25 protein-coding genes are annotated in these 26703 nt (G+C 51.9%); 12 read left to right on the top strand and 13 right to left on the bottom strand.

The genetic code is table 11. The annotated features are described in order from the left end of the window. Nucleotides 1-87 precede the first annotated feature (87 nt). The 3 genes from ACFPVS_RS00125 (at nucleotide 88) to ACFPVS_RS00115 (ending at nucleotide 2867) form a co-directional block, all read left to right on the top strand. Entirely contained in the window at nucleotides 88-354 is a 267-nt protein-coding gene (locus tag ACFPVS_RS00125; RefSeq protein ID WP_123804322.1) for a DUF3079 domain-containing protein, read from the top strand. Nucleotides 355-669: 315 nt separating this feature from the next. Further along, the gene (gene rarD, locus ACFPVS_RS00120; protein WP_123804321.1) at nucleotides 670-1572 is read left to right on the top strand and encodes an EamA family transporter RarD; all 903 of its coding nucleotides are present in this window, start codon (nucleotides 670-672) and stop codon (nucleotides 1570-1572) included. Between the two features lie 83 nt (nucleotides 1573-1655). After that, nucleotides 1656-2867: a DUF819 family protein gene (locus tag ACFPVS_RS00115; RefSeq protein ID WP_378595057.1), complete on the top strand. Its 1212-nt coding sequence runs from the start codon at nucleotides 1656-1658 to the stop codon at nucleotides 2865-2867. Nucleotides 2868-3198: 331 nt separating this feature from the next. Here the strand turns inward: ACFPVS_RS00115 and glmS are convergent, their stop codons facing one another. From glmS to ACFPVS_RS00085, 6 genes are all read right to left on the bottom strand, one after another. Beyond that, nucleotides 3199-5037, bottom strand: a complete 1839-nt coding sequence (gene glmS / locus ACFPVS_RS00110) for a glutamine--fructose-6-phosphate transaminase (isomerizing) (RefSeq protein WP_123804319.1) — start codon at nucleotides 5035-5037, stop codon at nucleotides 3199-3201. Nucleotides 5038-5197: 160 nt separating this feature from the next. Continuing rightward, entirely contained in the window at nucleotides 5198-5713 is a 516-nt protein-coding gene (locus ACFPVS_RS00105; protein WP_123804318.1) for a hypothetical protein, read from the bottom strand. Nucleotides 5714-5739: 26 nt separating this feature from the next. Further along, complete coding sequence (locus ACFPVS_RS00100; protein ID WP_123804317.1) at nucleotides 5740-5976, bottom strand: hypothetical protein; 237 nt, start codon at nucleotides 5974-5976, stop codon at nucleotides 5740-5742. A gap of 221 nt (nucleotides 5977-6197) precedes the next feature. Beyond that, on the bottom strand, nucleotides 6198-7568 hold the full coding sequence (glmU, locus tag ACFPVS_RS00095) for a bifunctional UDP-N-acetylglucosamine diphosphorylase/glucosamine-1-phosphate N-acetyltransferase GlmU (RefSeq protein WP_123804316.1): 1371 nt from the start codon (nucleotides 7566-7568) through the stop codon (nucleotides 6198-6200). Between the two features lie 228 nt (nucleotides 7569-7796). Beyond that, nucleotides 7797-8072 carry a spore cortex protein gene (locus ACFPVS_RS00090; protein ID WP_095502716.1) on the bottom strand — a complete coding sequence of 92 codons (276 nt, stop codon included), beginning with the start codon at nucleotides 8070-8072 and terminating at the stop codon, nucleotides 7797-7799. 72 nt (nucleotides 8073-8144) lie between these two features. Then, a complete protein-coding gene (locus tag ACFPVS_RS00085; protein ID WP_378595053.1) occupies nucleotides 8145-8804 on the bottom strand; it encodes a pyrimidine 5'-nucleotidase in 660 nt (219 codons plus the stop codon). 211 nt (nucleotides 8805-9015) lie between these two features. On the opposite strand from ACFPVS_RS00085, the gene ACFPVS_RS00080 reads away from it, so the two are divergent. The 4 genes from ACFPVS_RS00080 to glgA all read left to right on the top strand — a co-directional run bounded on the left by ACFPVS_RS00080 (nucleotide 9016) and on the right by glgA (nucleotide 13993). Next, nucleotides 9016-9771 carry an ABC transporter permease gene (locus ACFPVS_RS00080; RefSeq protein ID WP_123804313.1) on the top strand — a complete coding sequence of 252 codons (756 nt, stop codon included), beginning with the start codon at nucleotides 9016-9018 and terminating at the stop codon, nucleotides 9769-9771. A 189-nt stretch (nucleotides 9772-9960) separates the two neighbouring features. Further along, on the top strand, nucleotides 9961-10833 hold the full coding sequence (locus ACFPVS_RS00075) for a mechanosensitive ion channel family protein (protein WP_123804312.1): 873 nt from the start codon (nucleotides 9961-9963) through the stop codon (nucleotides 10831-10833). 303 nt (nucleotides 10834-11136) lie between these two features. Next, nucleotides 11137-12471, top strand: coding sequence for a glucose-1-phosphate adenylyltransferase (gene glgC, locus ACFPVS_RS00070; RefSeq protein WP_123804311.1), 1335 nt, complete (start codon nucleotides 11137-11139; stop codon nucleotides 12469-12471). Between the two features lie 103 nt (nucleotides 12472-12574). Then, the gene (glgA, locus tag ACFPVS_RS00065) at nucleotides 12575-13993 is read left to right on the top strand and encodes a glycogen synthase GlgA (protein ID WP_378595050.1); all 1419 of its coding nucleotides are present in this window, start codon (nucleotides 12575-12577) and stop codon (nucleotides 13991-13993) included. 211 nt (nucleotides 13994-14204) lie between these two features. Here the strand turns inward: glgA and ACFPVS_RS00060 are convergent, their stop codons facing one another. Together ACFPVS_RS00060 and ACFPVS_RS00055 are read right to left on the bottom strand one after the other, a co-directional pair. Continuing rightward, nucleotides 14205-14774 (bottom strand): outer membrane protein, encoded by a 570-nt coding sequence (locus ACFPVS_RS00060; protein WP_378595048.1) that lies wholly within the window; start codon nucleotides 14772-14774, stop codon nucleotides 14205-14207. Nucleotides 14775-15207: 433 nt separating this feature from the next. Further along, nucleotides 15208-15696 carry a dihydrofolate reductase gene (locus ACFPVS_RS00055; RefSeq protein WP_123804307.1) on the bottom strand — a complete coding sequence of 163 codons (489 nt, stop codon included), beginning with the start codon at nucleotides 15694-15696 and terminating at the stop codon, nucleotides 15208-15210. A 471-nt stretch (nucleotides 15697-16167) separates the two neighbouring features. Here ACFPVS_RS00055 and ACFPVS_RS00050 point away from each other — a divergent pair, with 471 nt between their 5' ends. Beyond that, nucleotides 16168-17052 (top strand): DegV family protein, encoded by an 885-nt coding sequence (locus ACFPVS_RS00050; RefSeq protein WP_123804306.1) that lies wholly within the window; start codon nucleotides 16168-16170, stop codon nucleotides 17050-17052. A gap of 43 nt (nucleotides 17053-17095) precedes the next feature. Here ACFPVS_RS00050 and ACFPVS_RS00045 read toward each other — a convergent pair whose 3' ends face one another. The 4 genes from ACFPVS_RS00045 to ACFPVS_RS00030 all read right to left on the bottom strand — a co-directional run bounded on the left by ACFPVS_RS00045 (nucleotide 17096) and on the right by ACFPVS_RS00030 (nucleotide 23086). Continuing rightward, the gene (locus ACFPVS_RS00045) at nucleotides 17096-17986 is read right to left on the bottom strand and encodes an ABC transporter ATP-binding protein (protein WP_378595045.1); all 891 of its coding nucleotides are present in this window, start codon (nucleotides 17984-17986) and stop codon (nucleotides 17096-17098) included. 156 nt (nucleotides 17987-18142) lie between these two features. Next, entirely contained in the window at nucleotides 18143-20317 is a 2175-nt protein-coding gene (gene yccS / locus ACFPVS_RS00040; protein ID WP_378595043.1) for a YccS family putative transporter, read from the bottom strand. A 438-nt stretch (nucleotides 20318-20755) separates the two neighbouring features. Next, a complete protein-coding gene (locus ACFPVS_RS00035; RefSeq protein WP_123804303.1) occupies nucleotides 20756-21985 on the bottom strand; it encodes a PilT/PilU family type 4a pilus ATPase in 1230 nt (409 codons plus the stop codon). Between the two features lie 57 nt (nucleotides 21986-22042). After that, nucleotides 22043-23086 (bottom strand): type IV pilus twitching motility protein PilT, encoded by a 1044-nt coding sequence (locus tag ACFPVS_RS00030; protein WP_123804302.1) that lies wholly within the window; start codon nucleotides 23084-23086, stop codon nucleotides 22043-22045. 113 nt (nucleotides 23087-23199) lie between these two features. On the opposite strand from ACFPVS_RS00030, the gene ACFPVS_RS00025 reads away from it, so the two are divergent. From ACFPVS_RS00025 to dksA, 4 genes are all read left to right on the top strand, one after another. After that, nucleotides 23200-23895 (top strand): YggS family pyridoxal phosphate-dependent enzyme, encoded by a 696-nt coding sequence (locus ACFPVS_RS00025; protein WP_378595040.1) that lies wholly within the window; start codon nucleotides 23200-23202, stop codon nucleotides 23893-23895. Nucleotides 23896-23978: 83 nt separating this feature from the next. After that, the gene (proC, locus tag ACFPVS_RS00020) at nucleotides 23979-24776 is read left to right on the top strand and encodes a pyrroline-5-carboxylate reductase (protein ID WP_378595038.1); all 798 of its coding nucleotides are present in this window, start codon (nucleotides 23979-23981) and stop codon (nucleotides 24774-24776) included. Nucleotides 24777-24780: 4 nt separating this feature from the next. Then, the gene (locus ACFPVS_RS00015; protein ID WP_378595036.1) at nucleotides 24781-25338 is read left to right on the top strand and encodes a YggT family protein; all 558 of its coding nucleotides are present in this window, start codon (nucleotides 24781-24783) and stop codon (nucleotides 25336-25338) included. Between the two features lie 227 nt (nucleotides 25339-25565). Beyond that, nucleotides 25566-25982, top strand: a complete 417-nt coding sequence (gene dksA / locus ACFPVS_RS00010) for an RNA polymerase-binding protein DksA (RefSeq protein ID WP_123804298.1) — start codon at nucleotides 25566-25568, stop codon at nucleotides 25980-25982. 314 nt (nucleotides 25983-26296) lie between these two features. Here dksA and ACFPVS_RS00005 read toward each other — a convergent pair whose 3' ends face one another. Then, a complete protein-coding gene (locus tag ACFPVS_RS00005) occupies nucleotides 26297-26446 on the bottom strand; it encodes a hypothetical protein (RefSeq protein WP_158608762.1) in 150 nt (49 codons plus the stop codon). Between the last annotated feature and the right edge of the window lie 257 nt (nucleotides 26447-26703).

Raw genomic sequence — 26703 nt, 5'->3', positions numbered from 1 at the left:
TCCTTATAAAACAATTATCTGTGTTGGAAATTCTTTATAATACCGGTTCATAAACATAACAATAATCTCAATCAAGGATACACAGACATGGCCAAGAAATTTCCGATTTTTCCTAAAAACCCCGAGCGGATTTGTTGGGGCTGCGACAAATATTGCCGCGAAGACGATTTGCAGTGCGGCAACGGCTGCGAGCGCATTCAGCATCCGATTGAGTTAGACGGTCGTGATTGGTATAAAACCGGCGACTGGAGCAATCTGTTGAGCGACGAGCAGCAAATCGAGCTGGGCTTGAAAGAAGCGCCGAAGGCGGCCAAACCGCACATCAAGCTGCCGTTGAAAAACAAAACGGTTTAATAGATTGAAAGGCCGTCTGAAAGATATTTTTTCAGAAGGCCTGAGACCTTTGTAAAACTCTAGGCTCACCAATACAAACCAAAACCGCCGTCATTCCCGCGCAGGCAGGAATCCATCTTAGCACCTAGGAAACCTTTTTTGTTCAAAATTTTCCCATGCTCAAAAATGGATTCCCGCCTACGCGGGAATGACGGCGGTTATGTGCGTTCCGGCATTTGAATGGGTTTTGCAAAGGTCTCGGCCTGTTGTACTTTTTCTTTAAAGGTAGGCGTAAAATGTCTGCCTGTTTTCTTTGGTTTTGAACACACACATCTCATGAATACCCAATCCGACGAATATCGTAAAGGCCTGTTGTACGCGCTGGGCTGCTACCTGATCTGGGGCATTTTTCCGCTTTATTGGTATCCCATCACCGGGACGGCCATCGGCGCCGATCAGATTTTGGCACAACGCATTTGCTGGTCGGCGGTATTTGCACTTGGTGTATTGGTGGTTAAAGGGCAGCTCGGCACGCTTTGGCAGGCGGTGCACAACCGCAAATTGCTGCTGACTTTTGTCGGCTCGGCGTTTGCCATTTCGCTCAATTGGCTGGTTTATCTGTGGGCGATTACCAATAACCATATTCTCGATGCCAGCTTGGGTTATTTTATTTCGCCGCTGGTGAATGTGTTGTTCGGCTTCCTGTTTTTCAAAGAAAAGCTCAACCGCACGCAGCTGTCGGCGATCTCCTTGGCGGTGGTCGGCATCTTGTGGCTGGCGGTGCCGGCGGGACATATTCCGTGGGTATCGCTGCTGTTGGCGGGCAGCTTCGGTGTGTACAGCCTGTTGCGCAAATTCGCGCCGCTGGATGCGCTCACCGGCATGACCTTGGAAACGCTGGTTTTGGTGCCGTTTGCGTCGGGCTATCTGTTGCGGGTGGCGCAACAGGGTAATTTGGTGTTCGGCAGTTTGGCGCCGCTGCCTTTGGCGCTGTTGATTGGGTCGGGCGTGGTGACGGTGTTGCCGCTGTTGCTGTTTGCCGCCGGTGCCAAGCGCATTTCCATGAGTGATTTGGGCATGATTCAATACGTGTCGCCGAGTATGCAGTTTTTCTTGGGGCTGACTTTGTTCGGCGAGGCATTCAGCCTGCAAAAATTTACCGGTTATGCGTGGGTATGGCTGGGGATTGCGGTGTATCTGTTTGGCGTGCTGGCGAAGAAGAAGGCTCGGGTTGGGTAAACTTGACGGTATGAATTGAATAGACCGTCTGAAACCATTGTTTGATAAAGCAAAATAATCACGAGAAGAAAAGGAGAAACATCATGACACCTCTTATCCCAGCCGACAACCATCTGCTTTTGTGGGCTTTTGTGATGTTGACGGCAGCGGCGGCGGTGTATGCCGAACAGAATTTCCGCTGGGCAGCCAAAGTGCCGGGGGCGGTGATTGCGCTGCTGATTGCGCTGGCAGCCTCTAATCTCGGGTTGATTCCGACTGATGCGCCTGTCTATGATGCGGTGTGGGGCTATATTGTGCCGCTGGCGATTCCTTTATTGCTGTTTCAATTGGATTTGCGCGCGGTGTTTAAAGAAAGCCGCCGCCTACTGCTTCTGTTTCTGATTAGTTCGGCGGGCACCATGATCGGCGCGGTGTTGGGCTTTTTCATACTGCGCGGGCGCATTCCCGAGTTGGATAAAATTGCCGGCATGATTTCCGCTTCCTATACCGGCGGCGGCGTCAATTTTGCGGCGATGACCGCCAAGCTCGAGCCGGCCAAAGACATAACCGCTGCGACCATCGTGGCCGACAACCTGATGATGGCCTGTTATTTCCTGATTCTTATCGGTTTGGCTGCCGCACCTGCCGTGCGCCGCATTTGGGGCAGCCCGTTTCAGGACAAAGCCGATGCCGAATCGCAAGGCAGCGGCACCAATCCGGCGGCGGCATTTTGGAGTGCCAAACCGATTTCGCTGCAAAGTATCGCCTTATCATTGGGCGCATCGATTTTGTTGGTGGCGGTGGCGTTTAGTGTGTCGGCGTTTTTGAAAGGTGTGTTGGGCAGCGGCAGCAACATTGCCACGGAAATGCTGATTAGTTTGGTGACCGACAAATACCTGCTGCTGACCACGCTCACCTTCGCCGTGATTGCGCTGATGCCGCGCAGCATGGCCAAGCTCGACGGCAGTCAGGAATTGGGCACTTACTGTATTTTTCTGTTTTTTGTGGTAATTGGCGTGCCGGCTTCGATTCCGCTGATTCTGCAAAACGCGCCTTTATTGTTTGTGTTCACGCTAACCGTGGCGGTGGTGAATCTGGCGGTGACGCTTGCGGCGGGCAAGTTGTTCAAATACAGCATTGAAGAAGTGGTTTTGGCCTGTAACGCCAATATCGGCGGCCCGACCACAGCGGCAGCTTTGGCTATCGGGCGCGGCTGGCGCGCATTGGTGGGGCCGATTTTGGTGATTGGTACGGCGGGCTATATTTTCGGCAATTACATCGGATCAATGATTTATGCCTTGCTTAGTTCGGCGTAAGCAATTCGAGACCTTTGCAAAATCCCTGTTTTGGGTACATTTCTTCATTGTGCGCCGCGCGAAAGCTTGCTTATTTTCAGCTTTCTGTGCTGCTATAGCGGATTTCATTACTTCGATACAAAGGCCAAAGGCAGCAAGTCGAAGACAGTACAAGTAGTAAGGCAAGGCGCAGCAACGCCATAGCGAAAGTTAAGTTAATCCGCTATACAATTTTGAACGGCACTCAAATCTAGGGTTTGGCAAAGGTCTCAATTCATATAAAAATGCCGTCTGAAAGATTAGACTTTTCAGACGGCATTTTTTTTTTGCCTCTTTTCAGACGGTTAAACCATTACTCTACGGTTACCGATTTAGCCAAGTTGCGCGGTTTGTCCACGTCGGTGCCGCGTGCCAAGGCTGCATGGTAAGACAGCAATTGCACCGGAATGGTGTGCACAATCGGTGACAGCACGCCGACGTGGCGCGGGGTGCGGATAACGTGTACACCCTCGGCTTCGTTGAATTGGCTGTCGAGGTCGGTGAACACAAACAATTCGCCGCCGCGCGCGCCGACTTCCTGCATGTTGGCTTTCACTTTGTCCAACAAGATGTCGTTTGGTGCAATCACCACCACCGGCATGTTTTCATCCACCAATGCCAACGGACCGTGTTTCAATTCGCCGGCAGGGTAAGCTTCGGCATGGATATAGGTGATTTCTTTCAGCTTCAACGCACCTTCGAGGGCAATCGGGTAGTGAATGCCGCGGCCTAAGAATAAGGCGCTGTCTTTTTTGGCGAATTTTTGCGCCCAAGCGGCGATTTGCGGCTCGAGGTTCAAAACATGTTGGATGCTGCCCGGCAATTGGCGCAATTCTTCCACATAAGCGTGCGCCTGCTCTTCGGTCACGTGACCGCGCAGTTTGCCCAAGGTCACGGCCAAGCCGAACAAGACGACTAATTGGGTAGTGAACGCTTTGGTTGAAGCTACGCCGATTTCGGCACCGGCGCGGGTGTAGAGTACCAATTCGCTTTCACGCGGCAGGGCGGATTCCATCACGTTGCAAATCGACAGGCTGTGGTGTTGCCCCAAAGATTGCGCGTATTTCAGCGCTTCCATGGTATCGAGCGTTTCGCCGGATTGGGAAATGGTGATCACCAATTGTTTCGGGTTGGCAATCACGTCGCGGTAGCGGTATTCGCTGGCAATTTCCACGTCGGTCGGCATTTTGGCGATGCTTTCCAGCCAGTATTTGGCGGTCAGCGCAGAGTAGTAAGAGGTACCGCAGGCCAAAATTTTGATGCTGTGGATGTCGGCAAACACTTCTTGTGCTTTTTCGCCGAAGTTTTCCGGATCGAAACCGCCGTCAAGGAACACTTCTGCCGTGTCGGCAATCGCGCGCGGTTGCTCGTGGATTTCTTTTTGCATGAAGTGGCTGTATGGGCCCAGCTCCAAAGAAGCCAGCGACAATTCGGATACTTTCACTTGGCGCTCGGCCGGTGCGCCGGTTTTGTCGATTAATTTCACAATGCCGTCTGCGTTGAGCAGGGCAATGTCGCCGTCTTCCAAGTAAGAGATTTTACGGGTAAAGGCAATCACGGCAGAAACGTCGGAAGCGATGAAGGTTTCTTGGTCGCCAAAGGCCACCAACAATGGGCAGCCCATGCGTGCCACGACCATTTCTTTATCATTTTCTTGCGAAATCACCGCAATCGCATACGCACCGTGGAAATTTTTGGTCGCCGCTTGAACGGCTTCATACAGATTGCCGCCGTTTTGGCTGTATTCGTGATTCACGCAGTGGGCAATCACTTCGGTATCGGTTTGCGATTCAAACACATAACCCAAGCCTTGCAGACGCTCGCGCTCGGCTTCAAAGTTTTCGATGATGCCGTTGTGCACCACGGCAATCATGCCGCCTGAAATGTGCGGATGCGCGTTTGGCTCGGTCACGCCGCCGTGGGTTGCCCAACGGGTGTGGCCAATACCCAAATGACCGTGGATGCCTTTTTCTTTAGCAGCATCTTCCATTAATTGTACGCGGCCGACACGGCGCACGCGGCGGATTCGTTCACCGGTGTGAACGGCAATGCCTGAAGAATCGTAACCACGATATTCCAAGCGTTTCAGGCCGTCGGTTAAAAAATCGACGACATTATGATTGGCGCGCAGCGCGCCGACGATACCGCACATATAAGTTCCTTAGTATCAAGAGTTTAAATAAAACCACACCGTATCACGGGCGATGAAGCAAGTATATTGGGCCTTGCTTCAAGGTCGCGTTTCAGCTTTAACGGCATGGCGGTTTGGCCTGCTTTGGGCAGGCCGCGGAGGGAAATTTAAGACGGCCTGTTTATTCGCGAAACAGGCTGTCGAATTGTTGCTGTAAGGCGCGGTTGTGTTGCTCCATCTGCTGCATCATTTGTTGTGACGCGGCTTCCAGCTGCGGCAGCATGTTCATCATTACACCGAGATTTTTTTTCATCACGGCCTGACCTGCACCTGATTTCAAAAACGCCGCTGCTTCATCGGCCTGCTTTTGAAACGCATCATCGTCAAACGGCACGCCGTTGGCTTTCGCCAGCCCGCTAAAAAGTTTGCTGGAATGCAGGCTGTTTTGAAGTACGCCGCCGGTCCATTGGGTCACGGCTTCGACAAGCTTTGCCTGTTGTTGCGGCGTGAGTTGCTGCACTAATGAAGATTTTTCGGTGACCGTGCGACTTTTGAAACCGGGTTCGTCCACCGTCGTGGTGGTGCGCACTACTTGGCCGCGTTCAGGGTCATCATAAGTTTCGGTGATGGTTGCGGCGGCTGCGGATTGCCACAATAGCGTGGCTGCCGTGAGCGCGAGTAAAGTGCGGATGTTCATATTGGGTTTCCTTGGTTGTCGACCGGTTATTTCTCGGGGTGGTTGTCGTGTTCGCGCTGGGTCAGAAATTTCACCAGTAAACGGAACACCGCCGCCAACACGCCACACAAGCCGATGGCGAGCAAAGCGATGCCGCCGATGGGCTGGTCGAGCACTTCATGCACCCATCCGCCCATACCAAGCAAAACCATCAGGCCGGGAATCAGGGCGCACAGGCCGCAAATCAGAATAATGATGGAACCGATATGGAATTTTATACGCATCCCCTTAATGAAGATGAATAACCGAGCAGCAGGGTTTCAGACGGCCCCTAATCGGGATCTTTGCAAAATCTTCATTTTTGGTACATTTCTTCGTTGTGCGCTGCTCGAGAGTTTGCCTATCTTCATGATATGTCTGCGCTTTTGTGCTGTGCTAACTTCGAACTGTACTCAAATCTGAAGCTTTACAAAGGTATCAGGCCGTCTGAAACCTAAAGAGCGGCTTATTTTTTATCGCCTTTTTCCGGGCGCACCCAGCCTTCAACAATGGTTTGGCGGGCGCGGGCGATGGCGAGTTGCCCGTCGGCTACGTTTTTGTTAATCGCGCTGCCGGCACCGGTGGTGACTTTATTGCCCAGCGTGACGGGCGCAACCAGCACGCTGTTGGAGCCGATGCGTACTTCGTCGCCGATGACGGTTTTGTGTTTGTTGACACCGTCGTAGTTGGCGATGATGGTGCCGGCACCGAAATTGGTTTTGCGGCCGACGCTGGCATCGCCGATGTAGGTCAGGTGGTTGGCTTTGGTGCCTTCGCCGATGATGGAATTTTTCACTTCGACGAAGTTGCCGATATGCACATCTTTGGCTAATTTGGCTTGCGGGCGCAAACGCGCGTAAGGGCCGATGACGTTGTTTTCGCCCACTTCGCAATCTTCCAATGAAGAGAAGGCGGCAATTTTGGTGTTGGCGGCGATTTTGGCGTTTTTAATCACGCAGTTGGCGCCGATTTCTACGTTGTCGCCGATTTCCACATCGCCTTCCATTACCACGTTGACATCAATCACCACGTCTTGGCCGTGTTTCAGACGGCCTCGTAAATCAAAGCGTGCAGGGTCGCGCAGGGTTACGCCTGCTTTGAGCAATTCTTGTGCTTGACCGGTTTGGAAAATGCGTTCCAATTCGGCCAATTGCATTTTGTTGTTCACGCCGGCGGCCAAATGAGATGCGCGCACTTGCACCGGATGCACGGCGATGCCGTCTGAATTGGCCAAGGCGATCAGGTCGGTCAGGTAATATTCGCCCTGCGCGTTGTTGCTGGACAAGCTGCCCAGCCAGCCTTCAAGTTTGGCATTAGGCAGCACCAAAATGCCGGTATTGGTTTCTTTGACGGCTTTTTGCGCGGCATCGGCATCTTTTTCTTCGACAATCGCCACCACTTTTCCGTCTTCACGGATGATGCGGCCGTAGCCGGTCGGGTTGTCCAATACGTCGGTCAGCAGGCCGACTTCGTCACCGGCAGCAGCCAACAGCGCTTCCAAAGTGGCGGTGTCGGTCAGCGGCACGTCGCCGTACAGCACCAAAGTGCGGCCTTCGGCAGGCAGGTGCGGTAAGGCCATTTTTACGGCGTGGCCGGTGCCGAGCTGCTCGGTTTGTTCTACCCACACCACATCGCGTTTCACTTTTTCCAAAACCTGCTCTTTGCCGTGGCCGATAACCACGCAGATGTTTTGCGGATTCAGTGTGGCGGCTACGTCAATCACGCGGGCAACCATCGGTTTGCCGCCGACTTCGTGCAGCACTTTCGGCATTTTGGAATACATACGGGTGCCTTTGCCCGCAGCAAGAATCACGATATGTAAAGGAGTTTGGCTCATTATTGTTTTTCCGTTCGGGGTAATGATTGAATGTGGAAAGCAGAGACTTTTGCAAAATCCCGGTTGAGTGCAGTTCGATGTTAGCGCAGCACAGAAAGCGTGGGCATATCATGAAGACAGGCAAGCTTTCGAGCGGCGCGTAACGAAGAAAAATGCGCCAAAGATAGGGATTTGCAAAGGCCTCAGGCCGTCTGAAACGATGGATGTCATGTCCAGACGGCATGAGGATTATTCGGCGGCGGCAGAGTCGGCTTCGCCGGTTTGGCTGCCCCATTTGGTGCCGTGGACATCTTGATGTTGTTGCATTTCAGGCTTTACGGCGCGTTGCTCGGGGCGGTATTGGTTGTAATTCATGTTGCGCGAATAAGAACCGTCCTGGTAGTAAACGCGGGTGCCTTTTTCGTATTTTTGACGCAGGGCAGTGCTGCCGTCGGCTTTTTGGTAGGTTTCCCATGTGCAGCCGGCCAGTGCGGTTAACGCCAAAATCATTGCTAGGTAACGCATGTCTTTTTCCTTGTTGAGAATATCTGTTTATTGTAATGAATTTAGATAAGGAATCATAGGGTTTTACACGCTTCAGACGGCCTCGAGCCAGCCTTGCTGCGCCGCCCAGTTTTCCAGCGCGGCCATGTCGTGTGCGGTGCAATCGACAAAGGGCAAATCACGGGCTTTGCGGCCGAACCATGCGGTGCGCATCCCCAGTTGTTTGGCAGCGTAAAGGTTATCCGCGTTATCGTCTACCATAATGCAATTTTGCGTTTTCGTTTCAAGTAGCTGACAGACGGTCAGGTAGGCTTGACGGTTGGGCTTATACAGAAAACCGAAATCGTCAGTGCCGGCAAGCAGATTAAAATATGAGCGGATGCCCAAATTTTCGATAACCGCCTGCACATAAAACGACGGTCCGTTGGAAAACACTGCCTTGCGCCCTTTCAGACGGCCTAAAAGGGTTTGAGTTCGTTCGATGGGTGTTAATTTTTCTAAAATCTGCGGCATGGGGTGACTTTGGGTCAGAAATTCGACAATGTCGATTTCGGGATGATGGATTTGCAATCCGGCCAAAGTTGCGCCGTAGCGGTGCCAATAGTCTTCGCGGATGGCAGACGCTTCGTCATGGGAAAGGTTCAGACGGCCTGCCAGATAATCGGTCATGGCGTGATTGATGAGCAGGAAAATGCCGGCATCGGCGTTGTGTAATGTGTTGTCGAGGTCGAAAAGCCAAACAGGCGCATTCATGGCGGACTCGCGGCGGAAAAAGCAAGATGATGGCAGTTTGTGGGCAGTGGGGCAACTGTTTGCCTAGCGGCATGACATTAAAATAAGATGGAGCAATCATTTTAAGCGGCCATGTTTAATATGTTAAAATACTGCCGATAACATATAGGCCGTCTGAAGCCCTTCATTTTCAGACGGCCTTTCGACTTCATACCACACACGAACACTCATCATGATCGGTTTCTATACCTTATTCAAAAAAGAAATTCTGCGTTTTTGGAAAGTGGGCCTGCAAACTTTGGGGGCGCCCATGCTCACCGCGCTGTTGTACCAACTGATTTTTTCACATGCCATCGGCCGCCATGTCGAAGCCTTGCCCGATGTGGCGTATAACGCGTTTCTGATTCCGGGCTTGGCAATGATGAGCATGGCGCAAAATGCGTTTGCCAATGCTTCCAGCAGCCTGATTCAGTCGCGCCTGTCGGGCAATTTGGTGTTTATCCTGCTGCCGCCTTTGTCCACGTTATCCTTTTTCGGCGCGTATGTCGGCGCGGCGGTGGTGCGCGGTTTGCTGGTCGGTTTGGGTGTTGTCGCGGTAACCGCGCCGTTCGGTTTGCCTATGCCGCATCATATGGGTTGGATTGTGGTGTTCGGCCTGCTGGGTTCGGCCATGATGGCGATACTCGGCCTGATGGCGGGCATTGTGGCGGAAAAATTCGACCAGTTGGCCATGTTCCAAAATTTTCTCATCATGCCGCTGACGTTTTTGTCGGGCGTGTTTTATTCCATCAACAGCCTGCCGGAGTTTTGGCGTACGGTCAGCCATTTTAATCCGGTGTTTTACATGATTGACGGCTTCCGCTACGGCTTTTTCGGCGTAAGCGACACCTCGCCGTGGCTATCGCTGGCGGTGGTCGGTGCGGCAGTGGCCGCATTGGGTGCGCTGGTGTTGGCGGTGTTGCATTCGGGTTGGAAGTTGCGCCGTTAATAAGATTGAGACTTTTGCAAACTCCCCTTCTTTGGCACATTTCTTGGTGAGGCGCTGCTCGAAAGCTTGCCTGTCTTTGTGATATGTCTGCGCTTTCTGTTCTGCTCTCACTTCGAACTGTACTCAAATCCGGGGTTTTGCAAGGTCTCAGGCCGTCTGAAACCTAACAAACTCATACAAGGATAAACCATGAATTTTGACAAATTCACTTTCGAGCAGCTTTTCAGCTTGAAAAGCTGGGATCGCTTGGCTGAAAACGGCATGGATTTCGGCCTGAATCTACTGGCTGCGGCGGCGATTTTCGTGATCGGCCGCTGGTTGACGACCTATATCGTGAAACTGATGAAAGCAGCACTGACCCGAGCCAAAGTCGATTTAACCTTGGTAAGCTTTTTGGGCAACGTCGCTAACATCGGTCTGCTGATTATGGTAATCATCGCCGCGCTGGGCAAACTGGGCGTGCCGACTACATCGGTAACGGCCTTGGTTGGCGGTGCAGGTTTGGCGATTGCTCTGTCGCTGAAAGATCAATTATCCAACTTCGCTGCCGGTGCGCTGATTATTTTGTTCCGTCCGTTTAAAGTGGGCGACTATATTAAAGTCAACGGCTTTGAAGGCTATGTGAGCGAAATCAAAATGGTACAAACTTCGCTGCGCACTTATGCCAATGAAGAAGTGATTTTGCCCAACAGCGTGGTAATGAGTAACAGCATCACCAATAAATCTTCGCTGCCGCAATGGCGCGCGCAAGTGTTGGTGGGCGTGGATTATGCTTGTGATTTGAAAGCTGCTAAGGCGGCGGTATTGCGTGCGGCGACGGAGCATCCGAAATGTATTCAAACCGAGAAGCCCGCCACTGTGCAGGTGACCGGTTTGGGCGACAACGCCATTGAAATCACCTTGTGGGCGTGGACGACTGAAGCCGATTGGTGGGGCTTTCAATGCGATTTATATGAGAACGTGGTGGGAAATCTGCGCGAAGTGGGCATTAATATTCCATTTCCGCAGCGCGATATACACATCGTGCCGCGACCGGCGACCAATGATGTGGAAACCGCATAAAAATATCGGCCATGCGCAAAGGTATAAGGTTTTGGCATACAGATTTCCCTGTTTTACTTAATTTAACATAAATATCAGATTTTATTTGCGCTTTGTACAGGCGGCAGCTTGGGTTTTGGATTACCATCATTTGATGGCATTCCGACCCGCTGCCGCTTTTTGCTGTAATAAAACTGAAGCAGCTGCCGTAATAAATACAAGCCGTTTCAGCCGGTGCGTTAAACATTCATCGGCAAACAATCGCAATACCAAGAGAAATTTACCGTTTGATAACCTGATTCAATCACAGGAGAAACAATCATCATGGCACAAGAATTTGTCCCCCGGGCCTATAGCCTCGAGCGTCCTTTGAATACTGTTGATATCGCCGATAATACGCTGGTGTTGATTCTGGCCGGCGGCCGCGGTTCGCGTTTGTGGGAAATGACCGACCGCCGCGCCAAGCCGGCCGTCTATTTCGGCGGCAACTGGCGCATCATCGACTTTACGCTGTCCAACTGCTTCAATTCCAACCTGTTCAAAATCGGCGTGATTACCCAATACGAAGCCCATTCGCTGCTGCGCCATTTACAGCACGCATGGTCTTTTATGCCGCGTGAACGCGGTTACTTCGTCGATATGCTGCCTGCGCGCCAACAAGTGGATGAAAACATGTGGTATCGCGGCACCGCTGACGCGGTGTGGCAAAACGTCGCCTTGATGAAAGAGCATTACAAGCCGAAATATGTGTTGATTTTGGCGGGTGACCACATTTACAAGATGGATTATATGCAGATGATCCGCGACCATATTTCGCGCGGCGCCAAATGCACCATCGGTTCGATTGAAGTGAAACGCAGCGAAGCCAAAGAATTCGGTGTGATGGCGGTAGACGAGCATTTAAAGGTGCAGGCGTTTGTGGAAAAACCGGAAAATCCGCCGGCCATGCGTGAGAAACCGGATTCGTCGCTGGCTTCGATGGGTATTTATGTGTTTGATGCCGATTACCTTTACGAAACGCTGGAGCGTGAGGTCAAGCTCGACCATACCAGTCACGACTTCGGCAAAGACATCATTCCGAAAGCGCTGCAAGACGGCGTATTATATGCGCATCCGTTTGAACGCTCGTGCATGGGGCGCAACGCCGAGGGCAGCATTTACTGGCGCGATGTCGGCACGCTCGACAGCTATTGGGGCGCGCACATGGATTTGGTGGCCGAATATTCGCAACTGAATTTGTTCGACCGGTCATGGCCGATACGCGGTTTGCCGTCGCAGTCGATGCCGAGCAAATTTTTCTACAAACACCAACACGAGCGCACCATCGACAATTCGATGATCAGCGGCGGTTGCTTGATTACCGATGCCGAAATCAGCTCGTCGGTTTTATTTGAACGCGTCACCGTCAACGAAGGTTCGGTGATTGAGCAGTCGGTGATTCTGCCGCAGGTGAAAATCGGCAAAAATTGCGTTATCCGCAATTGCATCATCGAACGCGCCTGCGAGATTCCGGACGGCATGCAAATCGGTGTCAATCCGGACAAAGATGCCGAGTTTTTCCGCGTAAGTTCGGGTGGCAGCGTGGTGTTGGTCACACCGGATATGTTGGAAAAACGTGTCAAAGCCTTGAATAAATTTGCCGATGGTATGGGCATTTAAGTAAAATTTGAGGCCGTCTGAACCATTTTCAGACGGCCTCAACCATGCCGTCTGAGCCTTGATAACCCTATAATCCGAATTCCAGCCTTGATTTAGGAATACTATGAATATCCTGCATGCAGCGTCTGAGCTTTATCCTTTATTGAAAACCGGCGGTCTGGCCGATGTATTGGGCGCGCTGCCGTTTGCGCAGCAGCAAAACGGCGACAATGTGCGCGTGATTCTGCCTTACTACCGCCGAATCCGCGAACAGATTCCGTTTACATCTGAAGTGTTCCGTTGCGACAGCCCGGGCGGTTATGCAGTGATTCGCTTTGCCGAGTATCAGGGCTTGGGGCTTTATCTGATTGATGCGCCGCATTTGTACGACCGCGACGGCAACCCTTATCACGACGGCCATTACCGCGATTATCCCGATAATGTCGTGCGTTTCGGCCTGCTCGGTTGGGCGGCTGCGGCGGTGGCATGCGGTGCCGATCCGTTTTGGAGCGGGGTGGATGTGCTGCACGCACACGACTGGCAGGCCGGTTTGGCTGCGGCGTATTTGAAATCATGGGGGGCATGGCAGGTGAAAACCGTGTTCACCATCCACAACATCGCCTACCAAGGCTTGTTTGAGGCGTGCCATATGGCGGATTTGTGGCTGCCGTGGGACATGTATCAGCCCGAAGGCTTGGAATTTAACGGACAAATTTCGTTTCTCAAAGCCGGTTTGTATTACGCCGACCACATCACCACCGTCAGCCCGACCTATGCGCAGGAAATCACCGTATCCGCTTACGGCATGGAAGGCTTGTTGCAACAGCGGCGCAATCAAGGCCGATTGAGCGGCATACTCAACGGTGTGGACGAAAGCATTTGGCATCCGGCCAACGATCCGGCTTTGCCCGCTTCATACGGCCTGGATAATGTGGCAGAAGGCAAAGCCGCTAACAAAGCCGCTTTGCAGCAGCATTTCGGTTTGAAAAATGATGCCGATGCCATGTTGTGTGTGATGGTATCGCGTCTGACCGAGCAGAAGGGTGCGGATTTTCTGCTGGAGGCTTTGCATGTCAAACTTGCTGAAGATGCGTCCATGCAGTTTGCCTTGCTGGGCAGTGGCGCGCCGGCCTTGGAGCAGGCGTTTAGCGAATTGGCGCAACGCTATCCCGAGCGTGTGGGCGTCCACATCGGTTACGACGAAATATTGGCGCACCGTTTGATTGGCGGCGGTGACGTAATTTTGGTGCCGAGCCGTTTCGAACCATGCGGCCTGACCCAGCTTTACGGCCTGAAATACGGCACCCTGCCTTTGGTGCGCCGCACCGGCGGCTTGGCCGATACCGTGACGGGTTTCGGTGAAAGCAAGGCAGCCACCGGTTTCGTGTTCGACGCGCCTGATGTGCATGGCCTGACGAATGCGTTCAACGCCGCGCTGTATGCGTGGTCGGAACCGGCTTTGTGGGCGGCCATGCGCGCGCGTGCCATGCAGCAGGATTTCGGTTGGCTGAAAGCGGCGCAATCGTATCGCCAGTATTATTAATATAAAAACCTTTGCAAAATCCTTTATCGCCCGGCCACATAGGCGAACCGTCATTCCCGTGAAGGCGGGAATCCGTCTTGAATTTAAGCAACTTCGTTTTATTGGGAATTGTGCAAAGGTCTCAGAATGATTTATATCAAACAAAAGGCCGTCTGAATCATTTCAGACGGCCTTTCAAGCTACTGTATTTAAACCGATTTAAACATGAAGATTAACGGAAGCGGTAAGCAACAGTAGCCATCACACCGTTGTTGTTGATTTTCGTGTCGTCTTTCTTAAAGCGGGTTTGCTCCCATTCGGCGCCCAGCTCAATATTCGGGGTCGCTGCATATTTCACGCCGACGCCGTAACCTATGCCGTTCATGTTTTTCTTAGAGTCGTAAGGACCTTCGAATTTACCGTAGTGGTAACCGACTTTACCGTAAGCCATCACGTCATCGGTCAGGCGGTAGCCTTGAACATAAGACACGCTGGCATCGGCTTTTTGTTTCACGTCACCGGCTGCGCTGCTGCCGACAGTACGGTGCAACGGTTTCACGGCCACTTCGGCGCCTCCGATCCAGTTGCTGTCGCCGAATTGCACGTTGTGATTACCGCGAATCGCCATATCGGCTTTGTATTCTTCGTCCAAATTGCTGTTTTTCACATCGCTTTTGGTTGCGCCCGCACCGATTTCAACGGCGGTACCGGTAAAGGTGCCGGAGTTGTAAGTATTGAACGGGGCGGCAGTAGCCGCAGCGGCGGCGGTCAAAATCAAAGAGGTCAATAAAGTTTTTTTCATGATGGTTGCTCCTTCAAGCAAAGAAAAAGGGGAAAACGGGCGGCGGTTGCCTGTTGTTTCCGATGGGTTCAGTATCGTGGTGTTTCAGACGGCCTGCAAGCGGTTTTGCTTTCGGATTACGCTTTTTGGCGGTAGTTTAACGTTTGTAATTGTGGCGGGTTGGCAAATAATGTTGGAGACGTGATTATTTTCCGGAATGTAGCGATTCTGTTTAGCTGTCTGAAAAACAAGCTGATTTTGAAACGTCTCAGGCCGTCTGAACAATACGGTATGGCGGTAAAAGTGAAAAATTAGAGAAATCATTTTGAAAATTATATTTACATTCGCGTATGTATCTTTATTGCACACTTGGCTTTGCGTGTTTGGATAAAACATAAAAAAATGCCGTCTGAAACCGGTTTCAGACGGCATTTTTTTTGTCATGCGGATATGATTATCGGCGTTGATAATGCACAAACGCATAAGCTATACCTTTGGCGCTGGTGTGTGATTCGCGGGCAGTTTCCTGCCATTCATCGGTGGAAAATTCAGGGAAAAACGCATCACCGCCGGCAACCTGCACAGCCACTTCGGTCAGGCGCAAATCCGTGCCCAGCGGCAGGGCTTGGGCATAAATCTGCGCACCGCCCATGATGATGATTTCAGGTGCATCGGTACACAAAGCCAATGCGCCGTCCAAATTCGCCACCACTTCCGCCCCTTCGGCTACATAACCGGCTTGGCGGCTGATAACGATGTTGCGGCGGCCGGGTAAAGGTTTTCTCGGCAAGGATTCCCATGTTTTGCGCCCCATCACCACCGGTTTGCCGCTGGTGTAGTGTTTGAAAAAGGCAAAATCTTCCGGCAAATACCACGGCATGGTGTTGTTGATGCCGATGCAGCGCGCTTCGGCGTAGGCGGCAACCAGGGTAATTTTTTGCATGAACGTGCTCTTTTTAATGGAAAGATCGGGGTTTATTGTAAACGATTGTGGCAAAAAAGAAATCAGGCCGTCTGAAAAAGGGGCAAAATAATCCCTAGCCGAGACCTTCGTTGCAAAATCTCCATCTTTGGTGCCGTGCTGCCCGAAAGCCTGCCTATCTTTAGTGATGAGTCTTGTTCTATAGCGGATTAACTTAACTTTCGCTACGGCGTTGCTGCGCCTTGCCGTACTACTTGTAATGTCTTCGATTTGCTGCCTTGTGTCTAAAATTAAGTTAATCCGCTATACTTCGGGCTGTACTCAAATCTGGAATTTTGCAAAGGCCTTTTACCCACAATGGTTATGTTATTTGAATAAATGCGTAATAATGAATAAAGAAAAGATAGACATCGTGAATAATACCGTTTATCATAAATTTAGACCATTTGTTTTATGTTTTTATAGTTGTTTGGGTGATTGTAGGGAGACATTATGTCAAGTTCGTATTCGCTTTACCGCTGCGCGGTGATGTCCACGTCGACCGGTTCGCTGGGGGAAGTGTTGGATCGCGACAGCTTGGTGCAGATTTTGCCGTTGCGCATCGATTTGGGCACGCGTCAGTTTGCCGACGGCATCGAAATCGACAACCGCGATTATTGTGCGTGGCGACAAAACCATTTAGATGACAATGTTGCCACCGCGCCGCCGCCGCAGGATTTATTGCGCAATACCTTTCAATATTTAATCAAACAAGGCTATCAGCAAGTCATCATCACCACATTGAGCCATAAACTCAGCGATTCGGCCGAAATCATCCGCGCCTTGGTGGCCGATTTTCCACAATTGCAGATTTACGTGGTTGATACCGGCAGCTGCTGCATGCCGGAAGGTTTTTTCGCGCTCGAAGCCATGCGTTTGCTGGAAGAAGGCAAAACGGCAGAAGAAGTCGTGGCTTATTTGGAACGCTTGAAGCCGAATAGCCACATCGTATTCGGCCTGCGCTCGATGCAATCTTTGTCGCTCAACGGCACCTTGTCGCGTTTGGGTGCGCGTTTCAGCGATTGGCTGGGTTTGCGCACGATTTTGCATTTTTCCGAAGACAAACTGTCGCGCTTGGAAACGGTGGGCAGCGATGAAGAAATGTTTGATTCAGTGATTGCCTACACGCAAAAACAGATGGCGGATAAACCGACGCAGGATTTTGTGTTGGCCGGTTTGTATAGCGGCGACAAAGAAACCTATCAGCAATTTGCCAACCGCTTCCACCAAAAAACCGGCCTGCGCTTGGGCGACGGTGTACCGGTGTCACCGGCAGTGGCGGTGCATGTCGGCATTCACGGCGTAGGTGTGGGCTTGGTAGAAAAATTAAAAGATTGATTTTTTAGAATAAACAAAGGCCGTCTGAAAGATTCAGACGGCCTCAACGCGTCAGCTTCACAAACACATCTTCCAAATCCGTTTCCGGCAGCGTCATGTGCAACACCTTAATGCCCGCGCTTTTCAGCGTGGCCAATACTTCGCCAAGACGGTTGTAATCGTCTAGTTTCAGCAAAAGATTGCCGTCTTGTTCACCCATCAGCCAAGGCTGCAAAGCAGCAGGCAGCGGCGCGGACAATTGCAGCGCCACGCGCACGCCTTGTTCGGCATGCAATAAATGCTCGGTCAAATCCAACGCCACCAAACGGCCCTGCTTCATCATGGCGATGCGGTTGCACAGGTTTTGCGCTTCTTCCAAATAATGCGTGGTCAGAATGATGGTGTGGCCTTGGCGGTTGAGGCCTTCGATGAATGCCCAAAGGCTTTGTCGCAGCCCGACATCGACGCCGGCGGTCGGCTCGTCCAACACAATCACCGGCGGACGATGCACCAAAGCTTGCGCCACCATCACGCGCCGCTTCATGCCGCCGGAAAGGTTGCGGGTGATGGTGTTGGCTTTGTCGCTCAAACCGAGGCTGTCGATGATTTCGTCTATCCACGCATCATTGTTGCGGATGCCGAAATAGCCCGATTGGAAACGCAGTGCTTCGCGCACGGTGAAAAACGCGTCAAATACCAATTCCTGCGGCACCACGCCCAAACTCATGCGCGCGCCTTGCGGCTCTTTGACCACATCGTAGCCCATTACGCTGATGCTGCCTGAAGTCAGGCGGTTGAGTCCGGCCATGGCGGAAATCAGCGTGGTTTTGCCCGCACCGTTCGATCCCAACAGCGCAAAAAATTCGCCTTGTCCGACCGTAAAGGAAACGTCGTTCAGGGCGGTGAAACCGTTGGCATAGGTTTTGACGGCATGGCGGATATCGATGGCGTGCATGGGTATGTGGTATTCCGTTAATGGGGAAAGGCGTATTTTAGCAGAAACGCCATGAGCGGTCGGCGGAAAGGGCGGAAAGATAAGTTTAGAGCAGTTTAGATAAGCAAAGGTCTCAGGCCGTCTGAAAGGGTTAAATTTTTCAGACGGCCTTTGATTTTAAGACGTAGTCATTGCTGGAGCAGGTTCCGCTTCGGCCGCTTCGGCCTGATGGTGCAAGGCGTGGTAACACGGTTGAAGTTGGCGGGCAATCAGGCTCAGTTGCTGCCAAAGGATATGGCTTTGGCGGTCGGCGGTGAGATTGCGCAAGGCTTCCAAGTTGTGCAGCAGTCGGGTTAAGGCCGTCTGAAAACCGGCGGAGGTTTGCTGCGGCATATGTTTCAACAGCGCGGCGATTTGGCGGGCGGTTTGGTAGAACGCGGCGGTAAAGGCCGGATCGGTTTCCTGCGCCATTTCGTTGCGGTAGGCGCCGAGTGCGGAAATGTAGCCGGTCAGCGCATAATTGGTTTTCAGCAGATTGAAGCCGTCTGAAAGTTTGCTGCCGTATTTGTCCGGCTCGCTGCTCATGTCGGACAGGGTGCTGCTCAGTGCGGTAATGCGTTCGTGGGTTTGCCGGCGCACGGTGCGGTAGTTGATGTCGTCGCTGCCGCCGTGTTGCAGTTGCTCGAGAATTTTATCCAGATAGGCACCGTTGCCGGATACCGCCAGCGCGGCTGTGCGGCCGAGCGTGAGATAACGCCAGTCCGGCCACAGATACGACACCGCTGCCCACGCCATCACCGAGCCGATGATGGTGTCGATAACCCGCCACGGCATGGCGGCGTAAACATCAAGCCCGGCCAAGGAAAAGCTGGTTAACGCTTGGATGGTAATGAAGAAGGTCGAGAAGCTGTATTTGTAGCTGCGGCTCATGAAAAACAGGGTGGTGCAGACGATGACAATCCACAATTTGGTTTCCACCGACGGTGTGAAATAAGGCACCAACGAGCCGACCACCACGCCCAAAATCGTGCCGGCGATGCGGTGGTAAACACGGTTTTTGGTGGCGGAGTAGTTGGGCTGGCACACAAACAGCGCGGTCAGCAAAATCCAATAGCCGAGATTGAGGTTGAGGATTTCGACCACGCCGCAGGCCACGGCCACCACCAGCGACAGGCGCACGGCATGGCGGAACACGGTGGATTCTAAATTCAATTGGCTTTTCACGCTTTGCCAAACGTGTTTCAAACCGTTGTGGCTTTCTACGGCAGCGATGCGGGTGATGTCGGATTCGCCTTCGAATGCGGCATGATTGTCGCTGTTTTCCAATTGCTTGAGTTGGTGATCGACGCTGCTTAAATTATTCAGCAGTTGGCGGATGTTGTGGACTTCATGGCTGTCAGGGTGGCCGTCTGAAAACCATTGCAAGGATTGGCGGCAGCCTTCCATTGCGCGGCCGAGGCGTTTGCTGTAATGGTAGTCTTTGCCGCTGCTCAAAGCGCCGGCCACATTGCGGCAGGCCTGTCCCTGCATTTCCAACAGGCGGTGGATGCGGAAAATCAGGTCGGTGTTTTTCAACTTGTCGGCCAACTCGCGGTAATCGACGTGTGCCGAGCTGATGCGTTCGTGAATGTCTTGCGCGGTAAAGTAATAGCGCAGCATGCGGGCGGTGCGCGGGTGGCGGTGTTGGCCGCGCATACGGTAAAACAGCGCGGCGCGGCATTGGTTGAAGGCGGCAATCACGCCGGTGTTGCGCATGGCCAAGTCAATTTGGCGGTTGCCCAGCCATGCGGCTTCGTCAGGATCGAAAAAGTCAGCCTTGGCATCGAAATAATCGCCCAAGCTTTCATAAGCATCGGCCACGCGCTCCTGCACCGGACGATGGGGAAACATCATCTGGAAAACCAGCGTGCAGGTGCTGTATAACACCGTGCCCAATAAAATCATCAGCGGATTGGTCAGCCAAAAGGTTTCCGGCGTGTAGGTCAGCGAGGTGTAGGTTGCTACTGCCAGTGAACCGAAAGCAAAGGTGCGGTAGCGTTGGCCGACCGCGCCCAACAGGGTGAAGAAAAACGTCATCGCGGTCATCGCGGCGATAAAAGGCCAGCCGGTGCCGAGTGTGAGTTGCGCGGATAAAGATGCGATGGTGAACAATATCACCGTAATCACGATGTTTTTCAGACGGCCTGTCAAGCGGTTATCCAAATCGACCAAGCCGCCGGCGATGATGCCCAATACAAACGGCATCGCCAGTGCGGGCATGTCGATATACCAAACGTTGGTGGCGGCAATGAGAACGCTGATAAACACAGGCAGCGACGTCATAATCAACGGCTTGAGCGGCAGGGTGTTCATGATGATGCGGGCATAAGGTGAAATAACAGGATTTTAGCAGGAATCGGCAGGATATACCGAAGCGGCAGGAAAAAAATCCCGAGCAGTGCCGGGAGGATAAAACAAACAAGTAGGGCTTGTGTTGTTCAACTGAAAGGTGTGTGTTTTAAACCGTTATTCTAGACAAAATCTGTTTTGGAATAAATTCACTATGAGAAACCCAGCGTTAACTGATAGGAAACGATAAAGTTTTCAGGCCGTCTGAAAGTTTCAATCTTTCAGACGGCCTGCCGAGACTTTTGCAAATCCATCTTTGGCACATTTCTTTGTTATGAGCTGCTCGAGGCTTGCCTATATTTATGGATGTCTGCGTTTATGTGCTGCGCTAACTTCGAACTGTACTCAAATCCGGAGTTTTACAAAAGCCTCAGCCTGTTTATTGATTGTTCCGCTCAATACTTACATCAAATTCAGATCGTTAATGCGGTCAAATAAGCGTTCCGGTTCGCTGCCTTCTTCGTGCAATTGGATGCGCAGCCGTAAATCGTTGGCCGAATCAGCCTGGCGCAAGGCTTCGTCGTATTCGATGTGGCCTTGGGTGTAGAGATTGAACAAATGTTGGTCGAAAGTCTGCATGCCGTCGTTTGAGGAGCGATCCATTAAGTCGCGGATTTCCATCAGCCCGCCTTTGAAAATCAAGTCCTGCATGGCGGGCGTGTTGAGCAGCAAATCGATGGCGGCGGTGCGCTGGGTGCGGTTTTTCTTAATTGCCAAACGCTGGCCGATGATGCCGGTCAGGTTTAAAGCCAAGTCCATCAGCACTTGTTTTTGACGCTCTTCCGGATAGAAGTTGATGATGCGCTCGATGGTTTGCGATGCGCTGTTGGCGTGAATGGTGAACACGCACAAGTGGCCGGTTTGTGCCAACTGCATGGCGTACTCCATACTCTCTGCGCTGCGCACTTCACCGATACACACCACATCAGGTGCTTGGCGCATGGCATTTTGGATGGCGGTTTGCCAATCCGGTGTGTCAATGCCGATCTCGCGCTGGGTGAAAATGCAGCGGCGCGGTTTGTAGATAAACTCAATCGGGTCTTCGATGGTCACGATGTGGCCGGGTATTTTGTTGTTTCGGTAGTTGAGCATCGATGCCATGGTGGTCGATTTACCCGAACCGGTCGGGCCGGCCAAAATCAGCAGGCCGCGTGGGGCGAGTGCCAAATCTTTCGTTTTTTCCGGCAGACCCAAAACTTCCATTTCGGGAATTTCTTGGTTGATGCGGCGCAATACCAAGCCGACGCGGCCTTGTTCGTGATACGCATTGACACGGTAGCGCGTGTTGCTGCGCGATTGCACCGAATAGTTGAGTTCCCATTCGCGGTTGAAGGCCTCCAGCTGCTCGGTATTCATGGTGGATTCGGCGATTTGCGCCGTTTCTTCACCGGTCAGGGCTTTGTGCGGCACAGGGGTCAACACGCCGCTGACTTTCATTGATGGCGGGAAACCGGCACTGATGAAAATATCTGATGCTTTGCGGTTTTCCGCTTCGACGCACATGCGGTCAAGCAAAGGATGCAGGTGTGTGCCGATTTCGGCCGGTGTTGGGATATGCGGGGCTTGGTTTTTTTGCGAATATGCCTGCACCATTTCGGAAAGCAGGTCGTGTAAGGGATTATTGTCGTGCATGGTTTTTCCATTGTCTTTTCAGACGGCCTTGAGATGAAAGGCCGTCTGAAACATAGATTAAAGAATCATTGTATCGCTGTTTTGCGCTTTGCTGCGGGCCACTTCGTGGCTGATGGTGCCTTGGCGCAACAGGTTTTGCAGCGCTTGGTCAAGCGTCTGCATGCCGTGTGATTGGCCGGTTTGCAGTGCGGATTGGATTTGCGCGATTTTGTTTTCGCGGATCAGGTTGCGCACGGCCGGTGTGGAGATCAGTATTTCATGCGCTGCCACACGGCCGTTGCCGTCGCGTGTTTTCAGCAGGGTTTGAGAAATTACAGCGCGCAAGGATTCCGACAGCATCGAGCGCACCATTTCTTTTTCGCCGGCAGGAAACACGTCGACGATACGGTCGATGGTTTTGGCCGCGCCGGTGGTGTGCAGCGTGCCGAAGACCAAGTGGCCGGTTTCGGCAGCGGTCAAGGCTAAGCTGATGGTTTCAGGGTCACGCATCTCACCGATCAGAATCACATCGGGGTCTTCGCGCAGGGCGGAACGCAGCGCATTGTGAAAGCTGTGGGTGTGCTGGTGCAGTTCGCGCTGGTTAATCAGGGCTTTTTTACTTTGGTGCACAAACTCAATCGGGTCTTCAATGGTTAGAATGTGCGCCGGCTGGGTTTCGTTGATGTAGTTGATCATCGCTGCCAAAGTGGTCGATTTACCCGAACCGGTCGGGCCGGTGACCAACACCAAACCGCGCGGGTTTTCGGCGATTTTTTGGAAAACACGCGGTGCGCGCAATTCTTCTAAAGTCAATACGCTGCTGGGAATGGTACGGAACACCGCCGCAGGGCCGCGCTCGGTGGTGAATGCGTTCACACGGAAACGCGCGACATTGGGCAATTCAAACGAAAAATCGACTTCCAAATCCTGCTGATACAGTTTGCGCTGATGGTCGTTCATCACCGAAGTCACCATGGCGCCGACTTCTTCGGCATCCATTTCCGGCAAGTTGATGCGGCGGATGTCGCCGTGAACGCGAATCATCGGGGACATTGCCGAGCTTAAGTGAAGGTCGGACGCTTTGTTTTTCACGCCGAATGCCAGTAAGTCTGTAATCTGCATAATGTGGCCTTATTGGTTTAGAATAGTAAATCGGTTTATTTTAAATACATAATATCGTTCAACCAAGTAAATTTTGCAAAAAGGCCGCAATTGGCCGGATAAAGGAAAGAATCATGTCGGGATTGCAACAACATTATCAAACCGTTTTGCGCGATCTTGCCCAAGCCGCGGAAGCAGCGGGTCGTCTGAAAGAATCGGTGCGGCTGGTGGCGGTAAGTAAAACCTTTCCGGCCGAAGACATCCGCGAAATATATGCTGCCGGACAGCGCGACTTCGGTGAAAACTACATTCAGGAATGGTATGGCAAAACGCAAGCGCTCGCCGATTTGCCCGACATCGTGTGGCACATCATCGGCGATGTGCAATCGAATAAAACCAAATATGTTGCCGAGCGCGCGCACTGGCTGCACACGGTAGGCCGTCTGAAAACCGCGCAGCGCATCAGCAATCAAAGGCCGTCTGAAATGCCACCGCTGCAAGCGTGTATTGAGGTGAACATCGCCGCCGAAGAAGCCAAGCACGGCGTACCGCCCGAAGAAGCGGTAGCCTTAGCGGTGGAAGTGGCGAAATTGCCGAATATTGAGGTGCGCGGTTTGATGTGTGTGGCCAAGGCCGGCAGTAATGATGAGGAGTTGCGCCGACAATTTGCGACCATGCGGCAGTTATTGGCGGATTTGAACGCAGCAGGTGTGAAGGCGGACGTGTTGTCGATGGGTATGTCGGGCGATATGCGGATTGCGGTGGAGTGCGGGGCAACGCATGTGCGAATAGGCAGCGCGATTTTCGGCCAACGCGGTTACAGTAAATAAAGAAAGGCCGTCTGAAAACCGATGAATTTATGTTCAGACGGCCAAAACATATCATCTAGATAGAGTGACGGAAGGCAGGCAATATGAAGGTATTTTTTTTAGGCGGCGGCAATATGGCGGCGGCGATTGCCGGCAGTTTGGTGAAGCAGGGCGGTTATCAGGTACATATCGCCAACCGTGGTGCGGAAAAGCGCGAACGTTTGGCCAAGGAGTTGAGTGTCAGCGTATCAGAGAAACTGCCGCCATTGTCTGAAAAAGACGTGCTGGTGTTGGCGGTTAAGCCGCAAGACATGCAGGCTGCGTGCGAAGGTGTGCAAACCAACGGTGCATTAGTGCTGTCGGTCGCCGCCGGTTTGAGCATCGAAACGTTAAGCCGTTATCTGCAAGGCAACCGCCGCATTGTACGCACCATGCCCAATCTGCCGAGCCAAATCGGTTTAGGCATTACCGGCATGTACGCTGCCGAAGAAGCGGGTGAAGCAGACAAACAAACTGCCGATGCCATCATGCGCGCCGTCGGCCAAACCGTGTGGCTCGATGAGGAAGCACAAATGCATGCCATCACCGGTATCAGCGGCAGCGGCAGCGGCTATGTGTTTTATCTGCTGAATGCTTTGCAACAAGCCGCGCTGGCACAAGGCTTTAATACCGAGCAAGCCCGCAGTTTGACCTTGGCGACATTCAAAGGTGCGGCCGAGTTGGCCGAACAAAGCGGCGCCTCGTTTGAGGATTTGCGCCGAAGTGTGACGTCGAAAGGCGGCACCACCATAGAAGCCTATCATGTGTTCGACAAACACGGCGTCACCGAATCCATTGCCGAAGGGGTAGAAGCATGTGTTGCCCGTTCGCAAGAAATTTCACAACAATTCGAGGCCGTCTGAAAATATGAAAGCCGATTTATTGTTACTGCTGGCAGATGGTTTGGTGATTGTGATGGTGGCGCGCTGCCTGTTGCATTGGGCGAAACTGGACGCCCATCATCAGCTGGCTGCATTTTGTCGCCAAACCACCGAGTGGCTGGTCAATCCCTTACGCAAAGTCGCCCCCGCTGTTGGTCGTTGGGATACAGCCTGCCTGTTGGCCGGATTACTGGTTTATTACACTGTTTATATGGTGATGACGTGGGTGGAGCTACCCGGCGGCATCAGCGGCAAAATCATGGCGGCGAATTTTATTTTTGCATTGATTGGTATATTGAAAGCAGCAGCCTATGTTTTACTGTTTGGCCTGATTATCCGTATGCTGCTCAGTTTCCAAAACCCCTATTCGCCGTTGGTTGCGGTGTTGCAGCGCATTTTTGAACCGGTGTCGCGCCCGTTTGCATTTTTGCGCATTGGCCGTTATGACTTTTCCGGCAGTATAGTGGCGTTGGTGCTGTGGTTTTTGTTGGTCGATTTTTTGCCTAAACTGGTCAGCAGCGTAAATTTGTGGTTGCTTCGATAATCCGTATTTTGCAGAATATTTGCAATAAAAGCAGAGTGATGTCGTTTTATGCCAAAAACATGTTATTAAAATGCAAAAAAGTGCAAAGCGGCCAGTCGAGCGTAACGCATCGAAAAAAACATGTTATGATACGGCACTTTTGAAAGCAAAACCTTTCAAAAATGAATAAAAAATAAGCGGTTGTGGGCAGAAACAAAAGTTTCCGATTATTAGAGAAAGAAATTATTATGGCAAAGCTGACAGAACAAGACATTTTAAACTGGGATGGTCCGGAAGATGACTACATGAATGCCGACCAATTGGCATTCTTCCGGGAGTTGCTTGTGAAAATGCAGGATGAGTTGATTCAAAACGCAACGGTCACCACCAGCCATCTGCAAGAACACGAATCCGCTCCCGACCCTGCCGACCGTGCAACGCAAGAAGAAGAATACGCTCTAGAATTGCGCACGCGCGACCGCGAGCGTAAGCTTTTAGCAAAAGTACAAGCCACCATCCGCAGCATTGACGAAGGAGATTATGGTTTCTGTACTGATACCGGTGAACCAATCGGTTTGAAACGTTTGCTGGCGCGTCCAACCGCAACATTGTCTGTCGAAGCGCAAGAGCGTCGCGAGCGAATGAAAAAACAATTCGCCGATTAATTTGTCGGAAGTATATATGTATTCGAAAGGCCGTCTGAAAATTTCAGACGGCCTTGTTGTAGGTGAAAGGTTTCTTTTTGTGTTGAGTTCACGGGCAAGAAAAAACTGTCTGAGAGCTTCAGACGGCCCGATTTAAATAACTTTACGGAAATCCACTTTAAGCGGTGTCCGCGCAATAATTTCACGAGCCTGAATCACGGACTGTTTCAAGTCTTCGCGCAGTGATTGCATCTCTGACGACGTCAACGCCTGGACAATGGATTTGTTTGTTGATGTAATGCACTTTGGATTTTGTTGATGTAATGCACTTTGGGTTATGTGAGTTTCGATAAGTCATAGCCGAACTCCTGTTCCCACCACGCTTCAAAGTCTTTTCCGACAAATTTACGCAGTTGGCCTAATGTTGGTTTGGTAATAGCCAGTTTAGCAGAGTGTGGCTTGCCCATCAATGTAGTAGCGGCCACAACCGTACCGCCTTTACTCTCAATGTATCCTGAGACCTTTGCAAAAACCCCAAAACTCCCCTAAATTCCCCCTAAATTCCCCCTAAAGAATTCAGAGGCGTTTTTTTATGAGCAGCTTCTTCCACCAACAAGCCCGAATCATGACGGGTAAACATACCGGCAGCTGCCCGTTGCTCAAAATTAACCGGCTGCCCGATTGGCAGCCCGCCGGACAACTGCCCAACCGGCAAAAGACCCGTTACATCCGCGGCCACCGC

Origin of the sequence: Neisseria weixii, assembly GCF_042658245.1 — a bacterium.
In the GTDB taxonomy this organism is placed as follows: Bacteria; Pseudomonadota; Gammaproteobacteria; order Burkholderiales; family Neisseriaceae; genus Neisseria; species Neisseria weixii.
This window is presented reverse-complemented; position numbering and strand designations above follow the sequence as displayed.

What these genes read in the sequence shown, in the direction of transcription:
- ACFPVS_RS00125 (WP_123804322.1), top strand. Translation starts at nt 88, where the DNA reads ATGGCCAAGAAATTTCCGATTTTTCCTAAAAACCCCGAGCGGATTTGT.
- rarD (WP_123804321.1), top strand. Translation starts at nt 670, where the DNA reads ATGAATACCCAATCCGACGAATATCGTAAAGGCCTGTTGTACGCGCTG.
- ACFPVS_RS00115 (WP_378595057.1), top strand. Translation starts at nt 1,656, where the DNA reads ATGACACCTCTTATCCCAGCCGACAACCATCTGCTTTTGTGGGCTTTT.
- glmS (WP_123804319.1), bottom strand. Translation starts at nt 5,037, where the DNA reads ATGTGCGGTATCGTCGGCGCGCTGCGCGCCAATCATAATGTCGTCGAT.
- ACFPVS_RS00105 (WP_123804318.1), bottom strand. Translation starts at nt 5,713, where the DNA reads ATGAACATCCGCACTTTACTCGCGCTCACGGCAGCCACGCTATTGTGG.
- ACFPVS_RS00100 (WP_123804317.1), bottom strand. Translation starts at nt 5,976, where the DNA reads ATGCGTATAAAATTCCATATCGGTTCCATCATTATTCTGATTTGCGGC.
- glmU (WP_123804316.1), bottom strand. Translation starts at nt 7,568, where the DNA reads ATGAGCCAAACTCCTTTACATATCGTGATTCTTGCTGCGGGCAAAGGC.
- ACFPVS_RS00090 (WP_095502716.1), bottom strand. Translation starts at nt 8,072, where the DNA reads ATGCGTTACCTAGCAATGATTTTGGCGTTAACCGCACTGGCCGGCTGC.
- ACFPVS_RS00085 (WP_378595053.1), bottom strand. Translation starts at nt 8,804, where the DNA reads ATGAATGCGCCTGTTTGGCTTTTCGACCTCGACAACACATTACACAAC.
- ACFPVS_RS00080 (WP_123804313.1), top strand. Translation starts at nt 9,016, where the DNA reads ATGATCGGTTTCTATACCTTATTCAAAAAAGAAATTCTGCGTTTTTGG.
- ACFPVS_RS00075 (WP_123804312.1), top strand. Translation starts at nt 9,961, where the DNA reads ATGAATTTTGACAAATTCACTTTCGAGCAGCTTTTCAGCTTGAAAAGC.
- glgC (WP_123804311.1), top strand. Translation starts at nt 11,137, where the DNA reads ATGGCACAAGAATTTGTCCCCCGGGCCTATAGCCTCGAGCGTCCTTTG.
- glgA (WP_378595050.1), top strand. Translation starts at nt 12,575, where the DNA reads ATGAATATCCTGCATGCAGCGTCTGAGCTTTATCCTTTATTGAAAACC.
- ACFPVS_RS00060 (WP_378595048.1), bottom strand. Translation starts at nt 14,774, where the DNA reads ATGAAAAAAACTTTATTGACCTCTTTGATTTTGACCGCCGCCGCTGCG.
- ACFPVS_RS00055 (WP_123804307.1), bottom strand. Translation starts at nt 15,696, where the DNA reads ATGCAAAAAATTACCCTGGTTGCCGCCTACGCCGAAGCGCGCTGCATC.
- ACFPVS_RS00050 (WP_123804306.1), top strand. Translation starts at nt 16,168, where the DNA reads ATGTCAAGTTCGTATTCGCTTTACCGCTGCGCGGTGATGTCCACGTCG.
- ACFPVS_RS00045 (WP_378595045.1), bottom strand. Translation starts at nt 17,986, where the DNA reads ATGCACGCCATCGATATCCGCCATGCCGTCAAAACCTATGCCAACGGT.
- yccS (WP_378595043.1), bottom strand. Translation starts at nt 20,317, where the DNA reads ATGAACACCCTGCCGCTCAAGCCGTTGATTATGACGTCGCTGCCTGTG.
- ACFPVS_RS00035 (WP_123804303.1), bottom strand. Translation starts at nt 21,985, where the DNA reads ATGCACGACAATAATCCCTTACACGACCTGCTTTCCGAAATGGTGCAG.
- ACFPVS_RS00030 (WP_123804302.1), bottom strand. Translation starts at nt 23,086, where the DNA reads ATGCAGATTACAGACTTACTGGCATTCGGCGTGAAAAACAAAGCGTCC.
- ACFPVS_RS00025 (WP_378595040.1), top strand. Translation starts at nt 23,200, where the DNA reads ATGTCGGGATTGCAACAACATTATCAAACCGTTTTGCGCGATCTTGCC.
- proC (WP_378595038.1), top strand. Translation starts at nt 23,979, where the DNA reads ATGAAGGTATTTTTTTTAGGCGGCGGCAATATGGCGGCGGCGATTGCC.
- ACFPVS_RS00015 (WP_378595036.1), top strand. Translation starts at nt 24,781, where the DNA reads ATGAAAGCCGATTTATTGTTACTGCTGGCAGATGGTTTGGTGATTGTG.
- dksA (WP_123804298.1), top strand. Translation starts at nt 25,566, where the DNA reads ATGGCAAAGCTGACAGAACAAGACATTTTAAACTGGGATGGTCCGGAA.